This window comes from Pseudomonas sp. EA_15y_Pfl1_P101, from assembly GCF_963970835.1.
GTDB classification, from domain to species: domain Bacteria; phylum Pseudomonadota; class Gammaproteobacteria; order Pseudomonadales; family Pseudomonadaceae; genus Aquipseudomonas; species Aquipseudomonas tritici.
In genome coordinates, this window is sequence record NZ_CAXAPA010000014.1 from 86385 (window position 1) to 101320 (window position 14936).

Sequence of the window (14936 nt, forward strand, 5' to 3'; positions counted from 1 at the left end):
CCGCTGGGCGGCACCTAGCTCGATAGCATCGTGTTGGGCGTGGGCTTCTAGAACTTCAGCATCTGCGGGGTCGGCTGGCCCACGGGGCTGACCACCGCATAGTTGTAGCCAGCGCCCGACCAGTATTGGGCCTGCAAGCCATCGGCGCGGCGGCTGCCACTGGGCAGGAAACCGTTATCCGGGCCAGGCGGGCGGATGTAGAAACTGATGCGCCGCCCTTGCGGGTCTTCGTAGAGCACCATGGCGGCGGCACCTTGCTCGGTAGTGAGCAGGCGCCCGCTGACCGGCCTGAAGCCCGATGCGCTCAGGTCAGGCAGGCGGTGCGCCTGGTTGAAGTAGCGGTCTAGCCAAGCCTGCATCGTGCCGTCGCCCTGAACCTTGTAGTCGGCGGGCATGATGCCGTCCTGGGCAAACAGGCGGAAGGCTTGCATCGCATCGGCCATCGGCAACAGAGGCGGCTGAGTGGCTTCACGGGCGTGCCAGCCACCCAGGCCACCGAGGCTGACGGCGATCAATAGCATGGCTGCCGTAGCGAAATGGCGGCGCGATTGGCGCTTGATGCGCTGGCGAATCAGTGCTGGGTCCAGGTCCGGGTTAGCCGGCTGTTGCAGGGCACCGCCCAATGCGGCGCGCAGCAATTGCGCGTCGTGCTGCCAGGCGTGGACCTGGGCGGCGACGTCCGGATGGGCCGCCAGATAGGTTTCCAGGACACGGCGATCACTTTCCAGCAGTTGGTGATCGACGTAGGCATGCAAATCGCGTTCGCTGGGGGGCAGGCTGATCATTTGAGTATCCGCAGGGAAGGGCTGGCAATTTCGCCATCACTGAGTTGACGCAGGGCTTGGCGTGCCCGGGACAGGCGCGACATTACGGTACCGATGGGGACATCGAGGATCTCGGCGACTTCCTTGTAGCTCAAGCCTTCGACCGAGACCCACAGCAGCAGGGCACGCTGCTCGGTGTTGAGTTGATCGAAGGCTTGCAGGGTTGACTGGGCGATCACCGTACGTTCGACCGACGGCTGTGCATCATCACGCCCGGTAAAGAATTCCAGCATGCGTGCGTAGCGCCGTGTGCGGCGGTGGGTGTCGAGGAACTGCCGATAGAGGATCGAGAACAGCCACGCGCGCAAGTCGCCTTCGACGCGTTTGTCGGCCCAACTGATGATCGCTCGTTCCAGGGTCGACTGCACCAGGTCGTCGGCGCTGCTGGTGTTACGCGTCAGGGACACGGCAAAGCGCCGCAGCCTGGGGATGAGTTCACGTAACGGTTCGTCGAGTTCATGCATGGGGAGCTGGCTGTTCACTACGCCGGGACTAGAGAGACGTGCGGCGATGAAGGTTATTCCCCCTTGCCGGGAAATAAATCCAAGGCCTGGGAATAGAGGCAATCGGCGTTCGTCTTAATGCTCCGACCTTATGTTCACCCCTACGGCCTTTGGCCCTGGAGTTTCTTCATGGTAGATCACTCATCACCGCCCCGTCCCCCCTTGAGCACGTCGAGCCTGATCGCGCGCCTGGCGGGTATCGGAGCCGTGGTTGCGGTTATGGCGGGGGCATTTGCCTACGTCAATGGCACCCTCGACCCACAGCGCTTGCGTCCGAAAACCCTGGTCAATGCCTTGGAAACCAACAACGGTGTCCACCCAGGCTTCCGGCGTAACCATGCCAAGGGCGTGTGCGTGGCCGGCTATTTCGAGAGCAGCCCCGAGGCGCGTGCCTACTCCAGTGCCCAGGTGTTCAACGAGGCCAAGACCCCGCTGATCGGCCGGTTTGCCTTGCCCAGCGGCAACCCTTATGCGCCGGACAGCAGTGTGCCGATCCGCAGCTTTGCCGTGCAATTTAGCCAATCCAACGGCCAGCAGTGGCGCACCGGCATGAACAGCATGCCAGTGTTCCCGGTGGGTACGCCCGAGGCGTTCTACCAGATGCTCAAGGCCGGTGCGCCGGAGCCTTCCACCGGCAAGCCCAACCCGGCGAGCATGCCAGCGTTCTTTGCGGCTCATCCCGAGACGGCGCCGTTCCTGGCGTGGGTCAAGACCGCCAAGCCTTCCGCCAGTTATGCGACCGAAACCTACAACGGTATCAACGCGTTTTACCTGGTGGGCGCCGATGGCAAGCGCCAGGCCGTGCGTTGGGGCGTGGTGCCACAGCGTCAGGATGCAGCGGGCGATACCTCACCTGCGGGCAGCGATTTCCTGGAAAAAGACCTGGTGCGACGCCTGTCCGCTGGACCGTTGCGTTGGCAGTTGAACATGACCTTGGCCAATCCCGGTGACCCGCTGGACGATGCGAGCAAGACCTGGACCGGCGAGCATAAAGTCATCAATGCCGGCACCCTGGTGCTGCAAAGCAGCCAGGCTCAGGCCGATGGCGATTGCCGCGATATCAACTTCGACCCGCTGATTCTGCCCAGTGGCATCGAAGCCTCCAATGACCCGTTGCTCGCGGCACGTTCGGCGGCGTATGCCAGTTCGTACCTGCGCCGCGCCGGTGAAGTCAGCCCGTTGCGCAGCGCCCCTCAGGAGTCGAAGCCATGAATGACCAACCACGGTTTTTCGCCCCCCTGGCGCGCCTGCTGCACTGGCTCATGGCGCTGATGGTCATCGCCATGCTGTTTATCGGCGCGGGCCTGGCGGCGTCGGTTTCGCAGCGGCATGAATGGTTGATCCACCTGCACAAGCCGCTGGGTATCGCGATTCTGGCGCTGGTGATCGTGCGGCTGGTGGTGCGCTTCTCCACGCGCCAACCACCGTTGCCCGCCGACGTACCGCTGTGGCAAGTGTTGGCAGCCAAGGCGTCTCACCTGGTGCTGTATGCCTTGATGCTGGTGTTGCCGCTGCTGGGTTGGGCGATGATTTCGGCGGCGGGCGACCCGGTGATGCTTAGCAGTTCAGTGCAGCTGCCGGCGCTGGTGGGGGCAAATGCGCCTTTGTTTGCGGTGCTGCGCAAGGCCCATGGGTTCCTGGCCTATCTGCTATTCCTCACCGTGTTGTTGCACCTGGCGGCGGCGCTGTTCCATGGGCTGATTCGCCGTGACGGCGTGCTTCAAAGCATGACCGGCAGCAAAGACTGAGACCGGTTTCGGGGGCAGTGTGGTCAGCCAGTAGATCAATGCCAGCAGGTTCATCGCCGCGCCCAGGCCGCACACCCCGATCCACCCGGCCCAGGCATACATCGCCGTGGCACTGACCGATCCCACCGCACTGCCTACTGAGTAAAACACCATGTAACCCGCCACCAGCCGACTCTGTGCATCGGGGCGTACCGCATAGATCAGGCTTTGGCTGGTGACGTGTACGGCCTGCAAGCCCAGGTCGAACACAATCACCCCCAGCGACAGTGCCCACAGAGACGATTGGGTAAAACCGATGGCAACCCAAGAGAGCAGCATGAGCAGCAGTGCCGTGCCGCTGACCCATTGGGCGAAGCCCTTGTCGGCCAGGCGTCCGGCGTGCGCGGCACCCAGGGCTCCGGCGGCACCGGCGAGCCCGAAGAGGCCGACCTGCGTGTGCGAAAGCGACAGCGGCGGGGCGCTCAAGGGCAATACCATTGGCGTCCACAGGACGGTGCCGGCGGCGAAAATCAGCATCGCCAGCACGGCGCGGTCACGCAGGACTTTTTCCTCTTTGAACAAGCTGAAAACCGAGCGGATCAACGCGCCATAGGTGCCGGTTGCCTGCGGTTGCTCCGTGCCTGGCAGCACTCTCCACAGCAGGATCGCCATCAATAACGTCAGGCCTGCCGACAGCATGTACACCGAACGCCAACCCGCCAGGTCAGCCATGGCGCCTGAAACCGAGCGCGCCAGCAGCAAGCCGACCACGATACCGCTGGTAACCAGCCCGACCACGTGCCCGCGCTGTTCAGGCGACGCCAGATGGGCCGCGAATGCCACCAGCACCTGGGCGATAACGGCCAACAGCCCGGTGAGCACCATGCCGGCCAGCAACCAGAAACTGTTGCAAGACAACGCCACCACCAGCACGGCGAGCGTGGAAAGCAGCAGTTGGGTGACGATCAGTTTGCGCCGGTTGAGTAAATCCCCGAGAGGCACCAGCAGCAACAGTCCCACGCCATAGCCGACCTGGGTGAGGGCGATGATGATGCCAACGGTGGCGTGATCCATGGCGAAGGTCTCGGCCATGGCGTCGAGCAGCGGCTGCGCGTAGTAGACGTTGGCCACCGACAGGCCACAGGCGATGGCGAACAGCAACACCACGGCGCCGCTCAAGGGGGGTGAGGGCATGCGGCTTATCCTTGTGTGGTTCTAAAATGAAACCAGTTGCACGGTAAGGATTCCGGTTTTATATTGCAACCACATTATTGATCCAAGACAGGCAGCCTGATGGTCAACCTCACCCGTTTTGAAAGTGCCGAATGCCCGGTGGCGCGTTCGTTGGATGCCATTGGCGATGGTTGGTCGTTGCTGATCATTCGCGACGCGTTTGATGGCATCCGTCGCTTTAGTGAATTCCAGCGCAGCTTGGGGATGGCCAAGAATATTCTGTCCACGCGCTTGCGCAGCCTGGTGAACCATGGCGTGCTAGAGGTCGTGCCTGCGTCGGATGGTAGTGCGTATCAGGAGTACGCCCTCACGGAAAAGGGTCAAGGCCTGTTCAACGTGATCATCGGGTTACGGCAGTGGGGGGAAGGGTTTTTCTACGGGGCAGGCGAGGCGCATTCAGTGATGGTAGACCGCGCCCAGGGTGAGCCGCTGCGAGCGCTGGAATTGCGCTCCGCGGATGGACGCTTGCTGGGGCCCGAGGATTGTCGGCGGGTGCCCGCCGAGTCGGTTTAACGCAGTTCGTCGACGATAGAGGCGACGGTGCTCAACACATCCTTGCCCAACTGCATCGAGCGTTTACCTGACCAACCGGTGTGCGGGTTGGGGGCGTCGTCGTTGTCCTTGAAGGGCATTTCCAGGGTCAGGGACAGGCAGTCGTATTGCTCGCCTACCGCGTTGCAGGCCAGGCTCATGTTGGCTTCTCCCGGCAGGTCGCGGGTATAGCCGTAGGTCGTCTGGAAGTCGCGGGTCAGGCCACTCAAGTGGCTGCGGAAATGTTCTTCCAGCGCCTCGATGCGCGGGGTATAGCCGGGGTTGCCTTCACAGCCAGCGGTGAATACGTAGGGGATTTCCTCGTCGCCGTGGATATCGAGGAACAGGTCAACGCCGTACTTTTCCATTTGTTGCTGCACGAACAGCACTTCCGGGCTGTTCTCCTGGCTGGCGCTCTGCCAGGCGCGGTTGAGGTCCTGGCCCATGGCGTTGGTGCGCAGGTGGCCGTGGAAGGCGCCGTCCGGGTTCATGTTGGGCACCAGATACAGGTCGGCGACTTTCAGCAGCTTTTTCATCTCATCGTCGCCGTCCTGTTGCAGGCGTTCGATGATGCCTTCCATAAACCATTCGGCCATGTGCTCGCCGGGGTGCTGTTGAGCGATGATCCAGATCTTGCGCCGGCCTTCGCCCCCTTTACCCCGCCGTAACAGCTGGATATCACGGCCTTCAACACTTTTACCGGTGGCCAGCAGTTGGGTGCCAGTGCGGTTCAGGGCCTGCTCGATCAGCCAGTCGTGACGCTCGCGGCTATAGGGTTCGAAATAGGCGAGCCAGGCATGTTTTTCGCGGGTCTCGAGGCTGATATGCAGGATTTCTCCATCAAATCGCGAAGGTACCCTAAACCAATTGATGTGGTCGTAGGACGCCACGGCGTTGTAGCCGCTCCATGCGTTGGGGTAGGAGGACTGTCCGGCGTTGCTCAGGCGAAAGGTATGGGTGTGGCCCACATGCATGCCTTCGGCCTTGAAGTGGAACCATTGGTAATGCGCGCTGCATGTATCGGGTTTGATTGCCAGCAACAACTGATAGGCATCGTGGGCATCCAGTACCTGGATATTGCCACTGTCGAAGTCGGTGCTGATTTTGATGGAGGTCAAGGCCACGGTCATAGTCTGGTTGCCTGAATATGAGTGTTGTGGCGGCTATATTACACAGGAGTCTGGTAAAGATCGGATGCAAAATTGTTGCGAGAGGGAGGGGGCGTCGTCCTTGACGCCGCGGCAGCTTAGAATCTATGAGATTGATTCTCAAGCGCTAATTCGCAAAGATGTGGGCTAGAGCTATCCGCTGGCTTTCTTTTGGCGATGGTCGTTTGCTACCATGCGCGCCATCAAGTCGCACACAGTCTTCATTAGCCTGAAGCCACGCCAGGGAAACTGGCAAAAAAAAGACCCGGCCAAAGAGCCGGGTCAAAAACCGTGATTAGCCTGATGAGGAGATATTCCAAGAGTCCGACCTAAGGTCCCTTGTTCTATCGACTGATCTCGCGATCAGCTAGGCCCAATAATAATCATTATCATTTGCAAGTCAAATGTTTTTATCCTTGGGATAGAAATATTTTTTCTAACCGCCAGTTATCTATTCGCTTGAGCCTCTGGCACTTGCAACGACCGCTCCACCATCGCCTTCGCCATATCGATCAAATACACCACTGAAAACGCCATGTCACGATGACTGCCCTGATGGCTGCTCGCTGATGCATAGGCCGTGGCCGCAGCGCTGCGCAACAGCTCCGAGGCGTGCACCAGGGCGTCCTCCTGGCTGATGCCTGCATTGATGGCAAACAAGGCCTCTTCAGGGGTTGATGTCGACATATCCTCTTTCAAGTAAAAGTCCAACGCACGCTTGGCAGCACCGCTGCTGCGCAGGTCGTGCAATTCATCGTCTTCCGGGATTTCAGGCAGGAGAAGCGGGCTTGTCGTCATAAGGGGCGGTACTCTGGGTGGGTGTCGAAAACCTTATGTCCGATGATAGTACGTATCGTATTTATGTCGTTTTATGGATTACTACAAACTGTTTATTGCCCTGAAAACTACGTGACGTATTGTCAGCCCCATGGATAACTGGATCGCGTTGGTCAAGGCCAACATGGAAGACCGCAAGGTCACGCAAGGTGAGTTGGCTGAACGCTTGGGCATGTCCCAGGGGGGCGTGGGCCATTGGCTCAACAAGCGCCGTGCACCCAGCCTGGCGGACATGAACCGGGTATTGGCGGCGTTGGGCCTGGGCTACCTGGAGGTCGCGCTGGATATTCGCGAGCGGGCCGATGAAGTGCCTCCGGAGAAAAACTACAACCCGTATTTCCGCTATCCGGTCAGCGACTGGAAAGGGCTGTGCGAAATCCGCGAAGAGCGAACGCCTTATGGTACCGCCCGCTTCGAGTTGACGGATTATCATGCCCACGGCGATGCCTTTTGGCTGCCGGTCACAAGCGATGCCATGACGGCACCCAGCGGGCTCAGCGTGAGTGCGGGCATGATGATTCTGGTCGATCCGGCCATTACCGCCGAGCCCGGCAAGCTGGTGGTCGCCCAATGGGCCGATAGCCCCCAGGCGACCTTCCGTCAGCTGCAGGAAGAGAGCGGCCAGCTCTATCTGGTGCCGCTCAATCCGACTTACCCGAAACGGCAGTTCACCGGCGATTGCCGCATTCTTGGCGTCGTTGTGCAGGCCACGGCAAAGTTCTAGACCTTTGTTTCCAGCTCCACCAACGCGCAACCTTCGGCAACCATTTCGCCTTCCTGGCAGAACAGCGCCTTGACCACTCCAGCCTGGGGCGCGCGAATGCTGTGTTCCATCTTCATAGCCTCCAGCACCACCAGTTGCGTGCCGGCCTCCACGTTGTCCCCGACCTGCACCAGCACGCGCACGATGCTGCCGTTCATCGGTGCCGTAAGGCCACCTTGATGAGCGCCGCTGGCGTCGAACGCTGCAATCGGGTCAAGCAGGCTGACGGCATGCACCTCGCCGTCCCAACGCAGGTACACCGTGCGGTCGTGGCGCACAGCCAGATGGCCAAGGCGCACGCCCTGGTGCTCGATCAACAACTGTTCACCGCGCAATTGCGCGGTATCGGCAGCGAGTGTCACCAGCCGATCCTGACCATTGCAGCTCAAATGCAGCGAAACCTCGGCAGGTAAACCGGCACGAAAGCCTCGCTTATCTGCCCAAGGCCCGTCACCGGCCGGCAAGGTCTGTATGAACGCCGCGCCCGCTGCCTGCCAGAAATCATTGCTCAGTTCGCCAGGTGTCGGCAGCAGCTCATCCTGATAGCGCGGAATAAAGCCGGTATCCAACTCGGCTGCCGCAAACGCCGGATGCCCGATAATGCGCCGCAAAAAGCCCAGGTTGGTCTTCAGGCCACCCACGGCAAACTCATCCAGCATGCCCAGCAGGCGCAGGCGCGCCTGTTCACGGTCCTCGCCCCAGGCAATCAGCTTGCCCAGCATCGGGTCGTAGTAGGGCGACACGCTATCGCCTTGCTCGACACCGCTGTCCACGCGGCGGCCAGCGCCCGACGCGGGTTCGCGGTACAGCGTCAGGTGCCCGGTGGCGGGCAGGAAATCATTGGCCGGGTCCTCGGCATACAGGCGTACTTCGATCGCATGGCCGATCAGCGGCACCTGCTCCTGGGTGATCGGCAGCGCCTCGCCCTGAGCGACACGAATCTGCCAGGCCACCAGGTCGAGGCCCGTAATCGCCTCGGTCACCGGATGCTCCACCTGCAGACGCGTGTTCATCTCCATGAAGAAGAACTCACCGCGAGCGTCCAGCAAAAACTCCACGGTACCTGCGCCGACATACCCGATGGCCTGGGCCGCACGCACAGCGGCTTCGCCCATGGCTTTGCGTTGTTCAACACTCAAGCCTGGAGCCGGCGCTTCCTCGACGACTTTTTGGTGGCGCCGCTGGATCGAGCAATCCCGTTCATTGAGGTACAGGCAATGCCCATGCTGATCGGCAAACACCTGGATCTCCACGTGACGCGGCTTGAGCAGGTATTTTTCAACCAGCATCTGCCCGTTGCCGAAGGACGACAGCGCCTCACGTTGTGCCGAGGCCAGGGCCTCGGCCAGTTGGCTGACGTCCTCGACCACCTTCATGCCTTTGCCACCGCCACCGGCCGTGGCCTTGAGCAGTACGGGGTAGCCGATACGCTCGCAGGCCGCGCGGAAGGTTTCCAAGTCCTGGGCCTCGCCGTGATAACCCGGCACCAGCGGCACGCCGGCGGTTTCCATCAACGCCTTTGCGGCCGACTTGCTGCCCATGGCATCGATGGCCGAGGCGGGCGGCCCGAGGAAGATCAAGCCGGCGGCTTCAATCGCGCGGGCAAACCCTGCGTTCTCCGACAGAAAACCATAGCCTGGGTGAATTGCCTGGGCGCCACTGGCCTGGGCGGCGGCGATCAGTTTATCGATTTGCAGGTAGCTGTCTGTGGCCTTGCTGCCGCCCAGGTCGACACGGATATCGGCCTCACGGCTGTGGCGTGCATCGCGGTCGGTGGCGCTGTGTACGGCCACGGTTTTCAGGCCCATGGCCTTGGCGGTGCGCATCACGCGGCAAGCGATCTCGCCACGATTGGCGACCAGCAGGGTCGTGAGTGGGCTCATGAACGCGGCTCCTGTGGCTGCCAGCTCGGTGGACGTTTTTGCAGGAAGGCGCGCAAACCTTCCTGGCCCTCGGCACTGACGCGAATGCGCGCAATCGCATTTTCGCAATAGCGGCGCAGGGCCGGGGTGAGGGCGCCGTTGCCGACTTCGCGCAGCAAGTCTTTGCTGGCACGCATTGCCGCCGGGCTGTTTTGCAACAGGTTGGCGACCCACTGCTCCACCTGCTGGTCCAGCGCGTCGATTGGGTAGCTCTCCGCCAGCAAACCGATATCCCGTGCGCGCTGGCCGCCGAAGCGTTCAGCGGTCAGCGCATAGCGCCGTGCCGCGCGTTCACCAATGGCCTGTACCACAAACGGGCTGATCACCGCCGGCGCCAAGCCAATGCGCACTTCCGACAGACAGAACTGCGCATCGTCCGCGCCAATCGCCATGTCGCAGCAACTGATCAGGCCCAGTGCGCCGCCGTAGGCCGCGCCTTGTACCACCGCCAGTGTCGGGATTTTCAGCTTGGCTAGGTTGTACATCAGCTCCGCCAGTTCGCGGGCGTCGTCCAGGTTGGTGTGGTAATCCAATTCGGCCGATTGCTGCATCCAGGCCAGGTCTGCGCCGGCACTGAAGTGCTTGCCTCGCCCGCGTAGGACTAAAAAGCGCAAGGACGGATCGCCTTGCACCTGGTCGAGGGCGATGATCAGTTCGCGGATCATCTCGGCGTTGAATGCGTTGTTCTTGGCTTCACGACTGAGCCACAGCGTGGCAAAACCACGGCTGTCGGTGATCAGTTCGAGGGTATTGAAATCGCTCATGGGGTGCAGCTCCATTTACATGCGGAACACGCCGAAGCGGCTCGGCTCGATGGGGGCGTTCAGCGAGGCGGACAAGGCCAGGGCCAGCACGTCACGGGTCTGCAACGGGTCGATGACACCGTCGTCCCACAGGCGCGCGCTGGAATAGTAGGGGTGGCCCTGGGTTTCGTACTGGTCGAGGATTGGCTGCTTGATCGCGGCTTCTTCTTCGGCGCTGAAACCGACGCCCGCGCGTTCAGCCTGCTCACGTTTAACCTGCACCAGCACGCCGGCCGCCTGTTCGGCCCCCATCACGCCGATGCGTGCGTTCGGCCACATCCACAAGAAACGCGGGTCATAGGCACGGCCGCACATGCCATAGTTCCCGGCACCAAAGCTGCCACCGATGATCACCGTGAACTTCGGCACCTTGGCGCAGGCCACTGCGGTGACCAGCTTGGCGCCGTGTTTGGCAATGCCGCCAGCTTCGTATTTCTGCCCGACCATAAAGCCGGTGATGTTCTGCAGGAACAGCAGGGGAATGCCGCGCTGACAGGCCAACTCGATAAAGTGCGCGCCTTTTTGCGCCGCCTCGGCAAACAGAATCCCGTTGTTGGCCAGTATCGCCATCGGGTAGCCGTGCAGGTGCGCAAAGCCGCACACCAGCGTGTTACCGAACAGTGCTTTGAACTCATCGAACACCGAGCCGTCGACCAGCCGTGCGATCACTTCGCGTACGTCAAAGGGCTGCTTGGCGTCGGCCGGGATCACACCGTAAAGCTCTTCGCAGCTGTAAAGCGGTGCTACGGGCGTGCGCTGCAACAGTTCGCCCTGCTTGCGCCAGTTGAGGTTGGCCACGCTGCGCCGGGCCAGCGCCAGAGCGTGTTCATCGCTGTCGGCGTAGTGGTCGGCCACGCCAGAGATCTTGCAGTGCACATCGGCACCGCCGAGGTCTTCGGCGCTGACTACTTCACCGGTGGCAGCCTTCACCAAAGGCGGTCCGGCGAGGAATATCGTCGCCTGGTTGCGCACCATGATTGCCTCGTCCGCCATCGCCGGCACATAAGCACCGCCGGCTGTGCATGAGCCCATTACCACGGCAATCTGCGGGATGCCTTGGCCGCTCATATTGGCTTGGTTGAAGAAGATCCGCCCGAAGTGCTCGCGGTCCGGAAACACTTCATCCTGACGTGGCAGGTTGGCGCCGCCGGAGTCCACTAGGTAAATGCACGGCAGGCGATTCTGCTCGGCGATGGTTTGCGCGCGCAGGTGCTTTTTTACAGTCAGGGGGTAGTAGGAGCCGCCTTTTACGGTGGCATCGTTGGCGACGATCATGCATTCGACGCCCTCCACGCGGCCGATCCCGGCTATTACGCCAGCGGCGGGCACATCTTCGCCATACACCTGATAAGCGGCCAATTGGCTGAGCTCGAGAAACGGCGAGCCTGGGTCGAGAAGGCGGTTGATGCGCTCGCGTGGCAGCAATTTGCCGCGTGACGTGTGCCGTTCCTGAGCCTTGGCGCCGCCGCCTTGCTGCACATGCGCGAGCAGGCTGTGCAGGGCGTCGACCTGTTGGCGCATCGCCGCGCTGTTGGCGGCAAACTCCGCCGATCGTGGGTTGAGCTGGGTGTGTAAAAGCATGGCTTACTCCGTAGGCGTTGCGAGCTACGAACTGCAAGCTGTCAGCCACAAGCTGCAAGTAAACGCGGTCCTCTTGCAGCTTGAAGCTTGGCACTTGCGGCTGACGAAATTCATTTCGTCTCGTTAAAGAGTTCGCGGCCGATCAGCATCCGGCGGATCTCACTGGTGCCGGCGCCGATTTCGTACAGCTTGGCATCGCGCAGCAGGCGCCCGGCAGGGAATTCGTTGATGTAGCCGTTGCCACCGAGAATCTGGATCGCATCGAGGGCCATTTGCGTGGCGCGTTCGGCGCTGTAGAGGATCACCCCGGCCGCATCCTTGCGCGTGGTTTCGCCACGTTCGCAGGCCTGGGCCACCGCGTAGAGATAGGCGCGGCTGGCGTTGAGTTGGGTGTACATGTCGGCGACCTTGCCCTGGATCAGCTGGAATTCGCCGATGCTCTGGCCGAACTGCTTGCGGTCGTGGATGTAGGGCACGATCAGGTCCATGCAGGCCTGCATGATCCCGGTGGGGCCACCGGAAAGCACCACGCGTTCGTAGTCCAGGCCGCTCATCAGCACTTTCACGCCGCCATTGAGTACACCGAGGATGTTTTCTTCGGGCACTTCGACGTCATCGAAAAACAGTTCGCAGGTGTTGGAGCCGCGCATGCCTAGCTTGTCGAACTTGTTGCTGCGGCTGAAGCCTTTGCAGTCGCGCTCGACGATAAACGCGGTGATGCCGTGGGCACCTTTTTCCAGGTCGGTCTTAGCGTAGATCACGTAGGTGCTGGCGTCAGGGCCGTTGGTGATCCAGGTCTTGCTGCCGTTGAGCACGTAATGATCGCCGCGCTTATCCGCGCGCAGTTTCATCGAGACCACATCGGAACCGGCGTTCGGCTCGCTCATGGCTAACGCGCCGACGTGTTCGCCGCTGATGAGTTTGGGCAGGTACTTGAGTTTCTGTTCGTGGTTGCCGTTGCGGTTGATCTGGTTCACGCACAGGTTGGAGTGCGCGCCATAGGACAAGGCCACCGACGCCGAACCGCGGCTGATTTCTTCCATGGCCACCACGTGCGCCAGGTAACCCAGGCCGGCGCCGCCGTACTCTTCTGGCACAGTAATGCCTAACAGGCCCATGTCGCCGAACTTGCGCCACAGGTCCGCTGGGAACAGGTTGTCGATATCGATCTGTGCCGCACGGGGCGCGATTTCCTTGCCCACGAACGACTGCACCTGGTCACGCAGCATGTCGATGGTTTCACCGAGGGCGAAGTTCAGGGACGGGTAACTCATGGAAGGGCACCTTAATGTGAGCGTTGTTTTTGTGTGGATGGCGCGCCAGGGGAGGACGTTCACCTTTACGTTAACGTAAGCTTGCGTTAAGGCGCTGTCAATCGTAGTTTACGTTTACGTCAACCTACAAAAAAGACAACAGGGGTCGTTATGGATCAATCGAATCAGAGCTACAGCCGTGGCGTTCAGGACAAGACCTTGCTGGCCATGACGATTGGCCAGGCCTTTGATCGCACCGTTGCACAGTTTCCCGATGGCGAGGCGCTGGTGGTGCGCCATCAACAGCAGCGCTACACCTGGCAGCAACTGGCGCAGGCCGTGGATTTACATGCCCGCGCATTCCTCGCGCTGGGCATGCAGATCGGTGATCGCCTGGGTATCTGGGCACCCAATTGCGCCGAGTGGTGTATCAGCCAGATCGCCAGTGCCAAGCTGGGTGTGATCCTGGTCAATATCAATCCGGCGTACCGCAGCAGTGAATTGGCGTACGTGCTCAAGCAGTCCGGTTGCCAGTGGCTGGTATGCGCCGGGTCGTTCAAGACGTCCGATTACCACGCGATGCTCCAGGAATTGAAGCCCGAGCTGCGCGGCATGATCAGCCTCGACCCCAGTCCGCCCACGGGATTCCTGCCCTGGTCGCAGTTGGCCGCGCTCGGCGCTGGCATTGCGCCCGAACAGTTACACAACCGCCAGGCCAGCCTGCACTTCGACCAAGCCGTGAATATCCAGTACACCTCCGGCACCACCGGCTTCCCCAAGGGCGCGACCCTCAGTCATCACAACATTCTCAATAACGGCTACATGGTCGGTGAAAGCCTGGGTTTGACCGCGCAGGATCGCCTGGTGATCCCGGTGCCGCTTTATCACTGCTTTGGCATGGTGATGGGCAATCTGGGCTGCATCACCCACGGCACCACCATGATCTACCCCAATGACGGCTTCGACCCGCTGCAGACCCTCACTGCCGTCGCCGAAGAGCGCGCCACCGGCCTGTACGGCGTGCCGACCATGTTTATCGCCATGCTCGATCACCCACGTCTCGGCGAGTTCGACCTGTCTACCTTGCGCACCGGCATCATGGCCGGTGCGACGTGCCCTATCGAAGTGATGCGCCGGGTCATCAACGAGATGCACATGAGTGAGGTGCAGATTGCCTACGGCATGACCGAAACCAGCCCGGTGTCCCTACAAACCGGCGCGGATGATGACCTGGAACGTCGCGTCACCACGGTCGGTCGCACCCAGCCGCAGTTGGAAAACAAGATCATCGACGCTGACGGCAATACCGTCGCACGCGGTGAAATCGGCGAGTTATGCACCCGTGGCTACAGCGTGATGCTCGGCTACTGGAATAACCCCGACGCCACCCGCGAGGCCATCGATGACGCCGGCTGGATGCACACCGGCGACCTGGCGAGCATGGACGCCCAGGGTTATGTATGCATCGCGGGGCGCAACAAGGACATGATCATTCGCGGTGGCGAGAACGTATACCCGCGCGAGTTGGAGGAGTTTTTCTTCACCCATCCGGCAGTGGCGGATGTGCAGGTGATCGGCATTCCTGATGAACGCTTCGGTGAAGCCATCGTCGCCTGGGTCAAGTTTCATCCAGGCCATGTGGCCAATGAATTGGAACTGCACACCTGGTGCAAGGGGCGAATCGCGCATTTCAAGACGCCCAAGCATTTCAAGATCGTGGAGGAGTTTCCAATGACGGTCACGGGCAAGGTTCAGAAGTTCCGCATGCGCGAGATCAGCATCGAGGAGTTGCGCGACGACGCCTGAAGCGT

At 61.2% G+C, this 14936-nt stretch carries 14 protein-coding genes; 5 read left to right on the forward strand and 9 right to left on the reverse strand.

Annotated elements, in window-relative coordinates; translation table 11 throughout:
* Nucleotides 1–47: 47 nt before the first annotated feature.
* Complete coding sequence (locus AACY36_RS21265) at nucleotides 48–785, reverse strand: anti-sigma factor family protein (RefSeq protein ID WP_339417959.1); 738 nt, start codon at nucleotides 783–785, stop codon at nucleotides 48–50.
* On the reverse strand, nucleotides 782–1288 hold the full coding sequence (locus AACY36_RS21270) for a sigma-70 family RNA polymerase sigma factor (RefSeq protein WP_339417958.1): 507 nt from the start codon (nucleotides 1286–1288) through the stop codon (nucleotides 782–784). The genes AACY36_RS21265 and AACY36_RS21270 overlap by 4 nt, the downstream gene beginning before the upstream one ends.
* Before the next feature lie 168 nt (nucleotides 1289–1456).
* Between AACY36_RS21270 and AACY36_RS21275 the strand changes: the two genes are divergently transcribed.
* Together AACY36_RS21275 and AACY36_RS21280 are read left to right on the forward strand one after the other, a co-directional pair.
* A complete protein-coding gene (locus AACY36_RS21275; RefSeq protein WP_339417957.1) occupies nucleotides 1457–2539 on the forward strand; it encodes a catalase family peroxidase in 1083 nt (360 codons plus the stop codon).
* The gene (locus AACY36_RS21280; RefSeq protein WP_339417956.1) at nucleotides 2536–3075 is read left to right on the forward strand and encodes a cytochrome b; all 540 of its coding nucleotides are present in this window, start codon (nucleotides 2536–2538) and stop codon (nucleotides 3073–3075) included. The genes AACY36_RS21275 and AACY36_RS21280 overlap by 4 nt, the downstream gene beginning before the upstream one ends.
* Here AACY36_RS21280 and AACY36_RS21285 read toward each other — a convergent pair.
* On the reverse strand, nucleotides 2977–4248 hold the full coding sequence (locus AACY36_RS21285) for an MFS transporter (protein ID WP_339417955.1): 1272 nt from the start codon (nucleotides 4246–4248) through the stop codon (nucleotides 2977–2979). The two genes, AACY36_RS21280 and AACY36_RS21285, sit on opposite strands and share 99 nt — an antisense overlap.
* Nucleotides 4249–4347: 99 nt before the next feature.
* Between AACY36_RS21285 and AACY36_RS21290 the strand changes: the two genes are divergently transcribed.
* Nucleotides 4348–4800 carry a winged helix-turn-helix transcriptional regulator gene (locus tag AACY36_RS21290; protein WP_339417953.1) on the forward strand — a complete coding sequence of 151 codons (453 nt, stop codon included), beginning with the start codon at nucleotides 4348–4350 and terminating at the stop codon, nucleotides 4798–4800.
* On the opposite strand, the gene AACY36_RS21295 is transcribed toward AACY36_RS21290, so the two are convergent.
* Both AACY36_RS21295 and AACY36_RS21300 read right to left on the reverse strand, forming a co-directional pair.
* Complete coding sequence (locus AACY36_RS21295) at nucleotides 4797–5948, reverse strand: M14 family metallopeptidase (RefSeq protein ID WP_339417952.1); 1152 nt, start codon at nucleotides 5946–5948, stop codon at nucleotides 4797–4799. The genes AACY36_RS21290 and AACY36_RS21295 overlap by 4 nt on opposite strands.
* A 465-nt stretch (nucleotides 5949–6413) precedes the next feature.
* Nucleotides 6414–6764: a DUF6124 family protein gene (locus AACY36_RS21300; protein ID WP_339417951.1), complete on the reverse strand. Its 351-nt coding sequence runs from the start codon at nucleotides 6762–6764 to the stop codon at nucleotides 6414–6416.
* Nucleotides 6765–6894: 130 nt separating this feature from the next.
* Here AACY36_RS21300 and AACY36_RS21305 point away from each other — a divergent pair, with 130 nt between their 5' ends.
* On the forward strand, nucleotides 6895–7527 hold the full coding sequence (locus AACY36_RS21305) for a LexA family protein (RefSeq protein ID WP_339417949.1): 633 nt from the start codon (nucleotides 6895–6897) through the stop codon (nucleotides 7525–7527).
* Here AACY36_RS21305 and AACY36_RS21310 read toward each other — a convergent pair.
* The 4 genes from AACY36_RS21310 to AACY36_RS21325 all read right to left on the reverse strand — a co-directional run bounded on the left by AACY36_RS21310 (nucleotide 7524) and on the right by AACY36_RS21325 (nucleotide 13146).
* Nucleotides 7524–9449: an acetyl/propionyl/methylcrotonyl-CoA carboxylase subunit alpha gene (locus AACY36_RS21310; RefSeq protein ID WP_339417947.1), complete on the reverse strand. Its 1926-nt coding sequence runs from the start codon at nucleotides 9447–9449 to the stop codon at nucleotides 7524–7526. The two genes, AACY36_RS21305 and AACY36_RS21310, sit on opposite strands and share 4 nt — an antisense overlap.
* On the reverse strand, nucleotides 9446–10252 hold the full coding sequence (locus tag AACY36_RS21315) for a gamma-carboxygeranoyl-CoA hydratase (RefSeq protein ID WP_339417945.1): 807 nt from the start codon (nucleotides 10250–10252) through the stop codon (nucleotides 9446–9448). The genes AACY36_RS21310 and AACY36_RS21315 overlap by 4 nt, the downstream gene beginning before the upstream one ends.
* Nucleotides 10253–10267: 15 nt before the next feature.
* Complete coding sequence (locus AACY36_RS21320; RefSeq protein WP_339417943.1) at nucleotides 10268–11872, reverse strand: carboxyl transferase domain-containing protein; 1605 nt, start codon at nucleotides 11870–11872, stop codon at nucleotides 10268–10270.
* A 110-nt stretch (nucleotides 11873–11982) separates the two neighbouring features.
* Nucleotides 11983–13146 carry an isovaleryl-CoA dehydrogenase gene (locus AACY36_RS21325; protein WP_339427851.1) on the reverse strand — a complete coding sequence of 388 codons (1164 nt, stop codon included), beginning with the start codon at nucleotides 13144–13146 and terminating at the stop codon, nucleotides 11983–11985.
* Nucleotides 13147–13296: 150 nt separating this feature from the next.
* Here AACY36_RS21325 and AACY36_RS21330 point away from each other — a divergent pair, with 150 nt between their 5' ends.
* Complete coding sequence (locus AACY36_RS21330) at nucleotides 13297–14931, forward strand: AMP-binding protein (RefSeq protein WP_339437217.1); 1635 nt, start codon at nucleotides 13297–13299, stop codon at nucleotides 14929–14931.
* Nucleotides 14932–14936 lie beyond the last annotated feature (5 nt).

Excerpts from the sequence above, each read along its gene's own strand:
- AACY36_RS21290 (WP_339417953.1), top strand. The coding sequence starts at position 4,348 with ATGGTCAACCTCACCCGTTTTGAAAGTGCCGAATGCCCGGTGGCGCGT.
- AACY36_RS21285 (WP_339417955.1), bottom strand. The coding sequence starts at position 4,248 with ATGCCCTCACCCCCCTTGAGCGGCGCCGTGGTGTTGCTGTTCGCCATC.
- AACY36_RS21305 (WP_339417949.1), top strand. The coding sequence starts at position 6,895 with ATGGATAACTGGATCGCGTTGGTCAAGGCCAACATGGAAGACCGCAAG.
- AACY36_RS21270 (WP_339417958.1), bottom strand. The coding sequence starts at position 1,288 with ATGCATGAACTCGACGAACCGTTACGTGAACTCATCCCCAGGCTGCGG.
- AACY36_RS21325 (WP_339427851.1), bottom strand. The coding sequence starts at position 13,146 with ATGAGTTACCCGTCCCTGAACTTCGCCCTCGGTGAAACCATCGACATG.
- AACY36_RS21265 (WP_339417959.1), bottom strand. The coding sequence starts at position 785 with ATGATCAGCCTGCCCCCCAGCGAACGCGATTTGCATGCCTACGTCGAT.
- AACY36_RS21300 (WP_339417951.1), bottom strand. The coding sequence starts at position 6,764 with ATGACGACAAGCCCGCTTCTCCTGCCTGAAATCCCGGAAGACGATGAA.
- AACY36_RS21315 (WP_339417945.1), bottom strand. The coding sequence starts at position 10,252 with ATGAGCGATTTCAATACCCTCGAACTGATCACCGACAGCCGTGGTTTT.
- AACY36_RS21320 (WP_339417943.1), bottom strand. The coding sequence starts at position 11,872 with ATGCTTTTACACACCCAGCTCAACCCACGATCGGCGGAGTTTGCCGCC.
- AACY36_RS21310 (WP_339417947.1), bottom strand. The coding sequence starts at position 9,449 with ATGAGCCCACTCACGACCCTGCTGGTCGCCAATCGTGGCGAGATCGCT.
- AACY36_RS21280 (WP_339417956.1), top strand. The coding sequence starts at position 2,536 with ATGAATGACCAACCACGGTTTTTCGCCCCCCTGGCGCGCCTGCTGCAC.
- AACY36_RS21275 (WP_339417957.1), top strand. The coding sequence starts at position 1,457 with ATGGTAGATCACTCATCACCGCCCCGTCCCCCCTTGAGCACGTCGAGC.
- AACY36_RS21330 (WP_339437217.1), top strand. The coding sequence starts at position 13,297 with ATGGATCAATCGAATCAGAGCTACAGCCGTGGCGTTCAGGACAAGACC.
- AACY36_RS21295 (WP_339417952.1), bottom strand. The coding sequence starts at position 5,948 with ATGACCGTGGCCTTGACCTCCATCAAAATCAGCACCGACTTCGACAGT.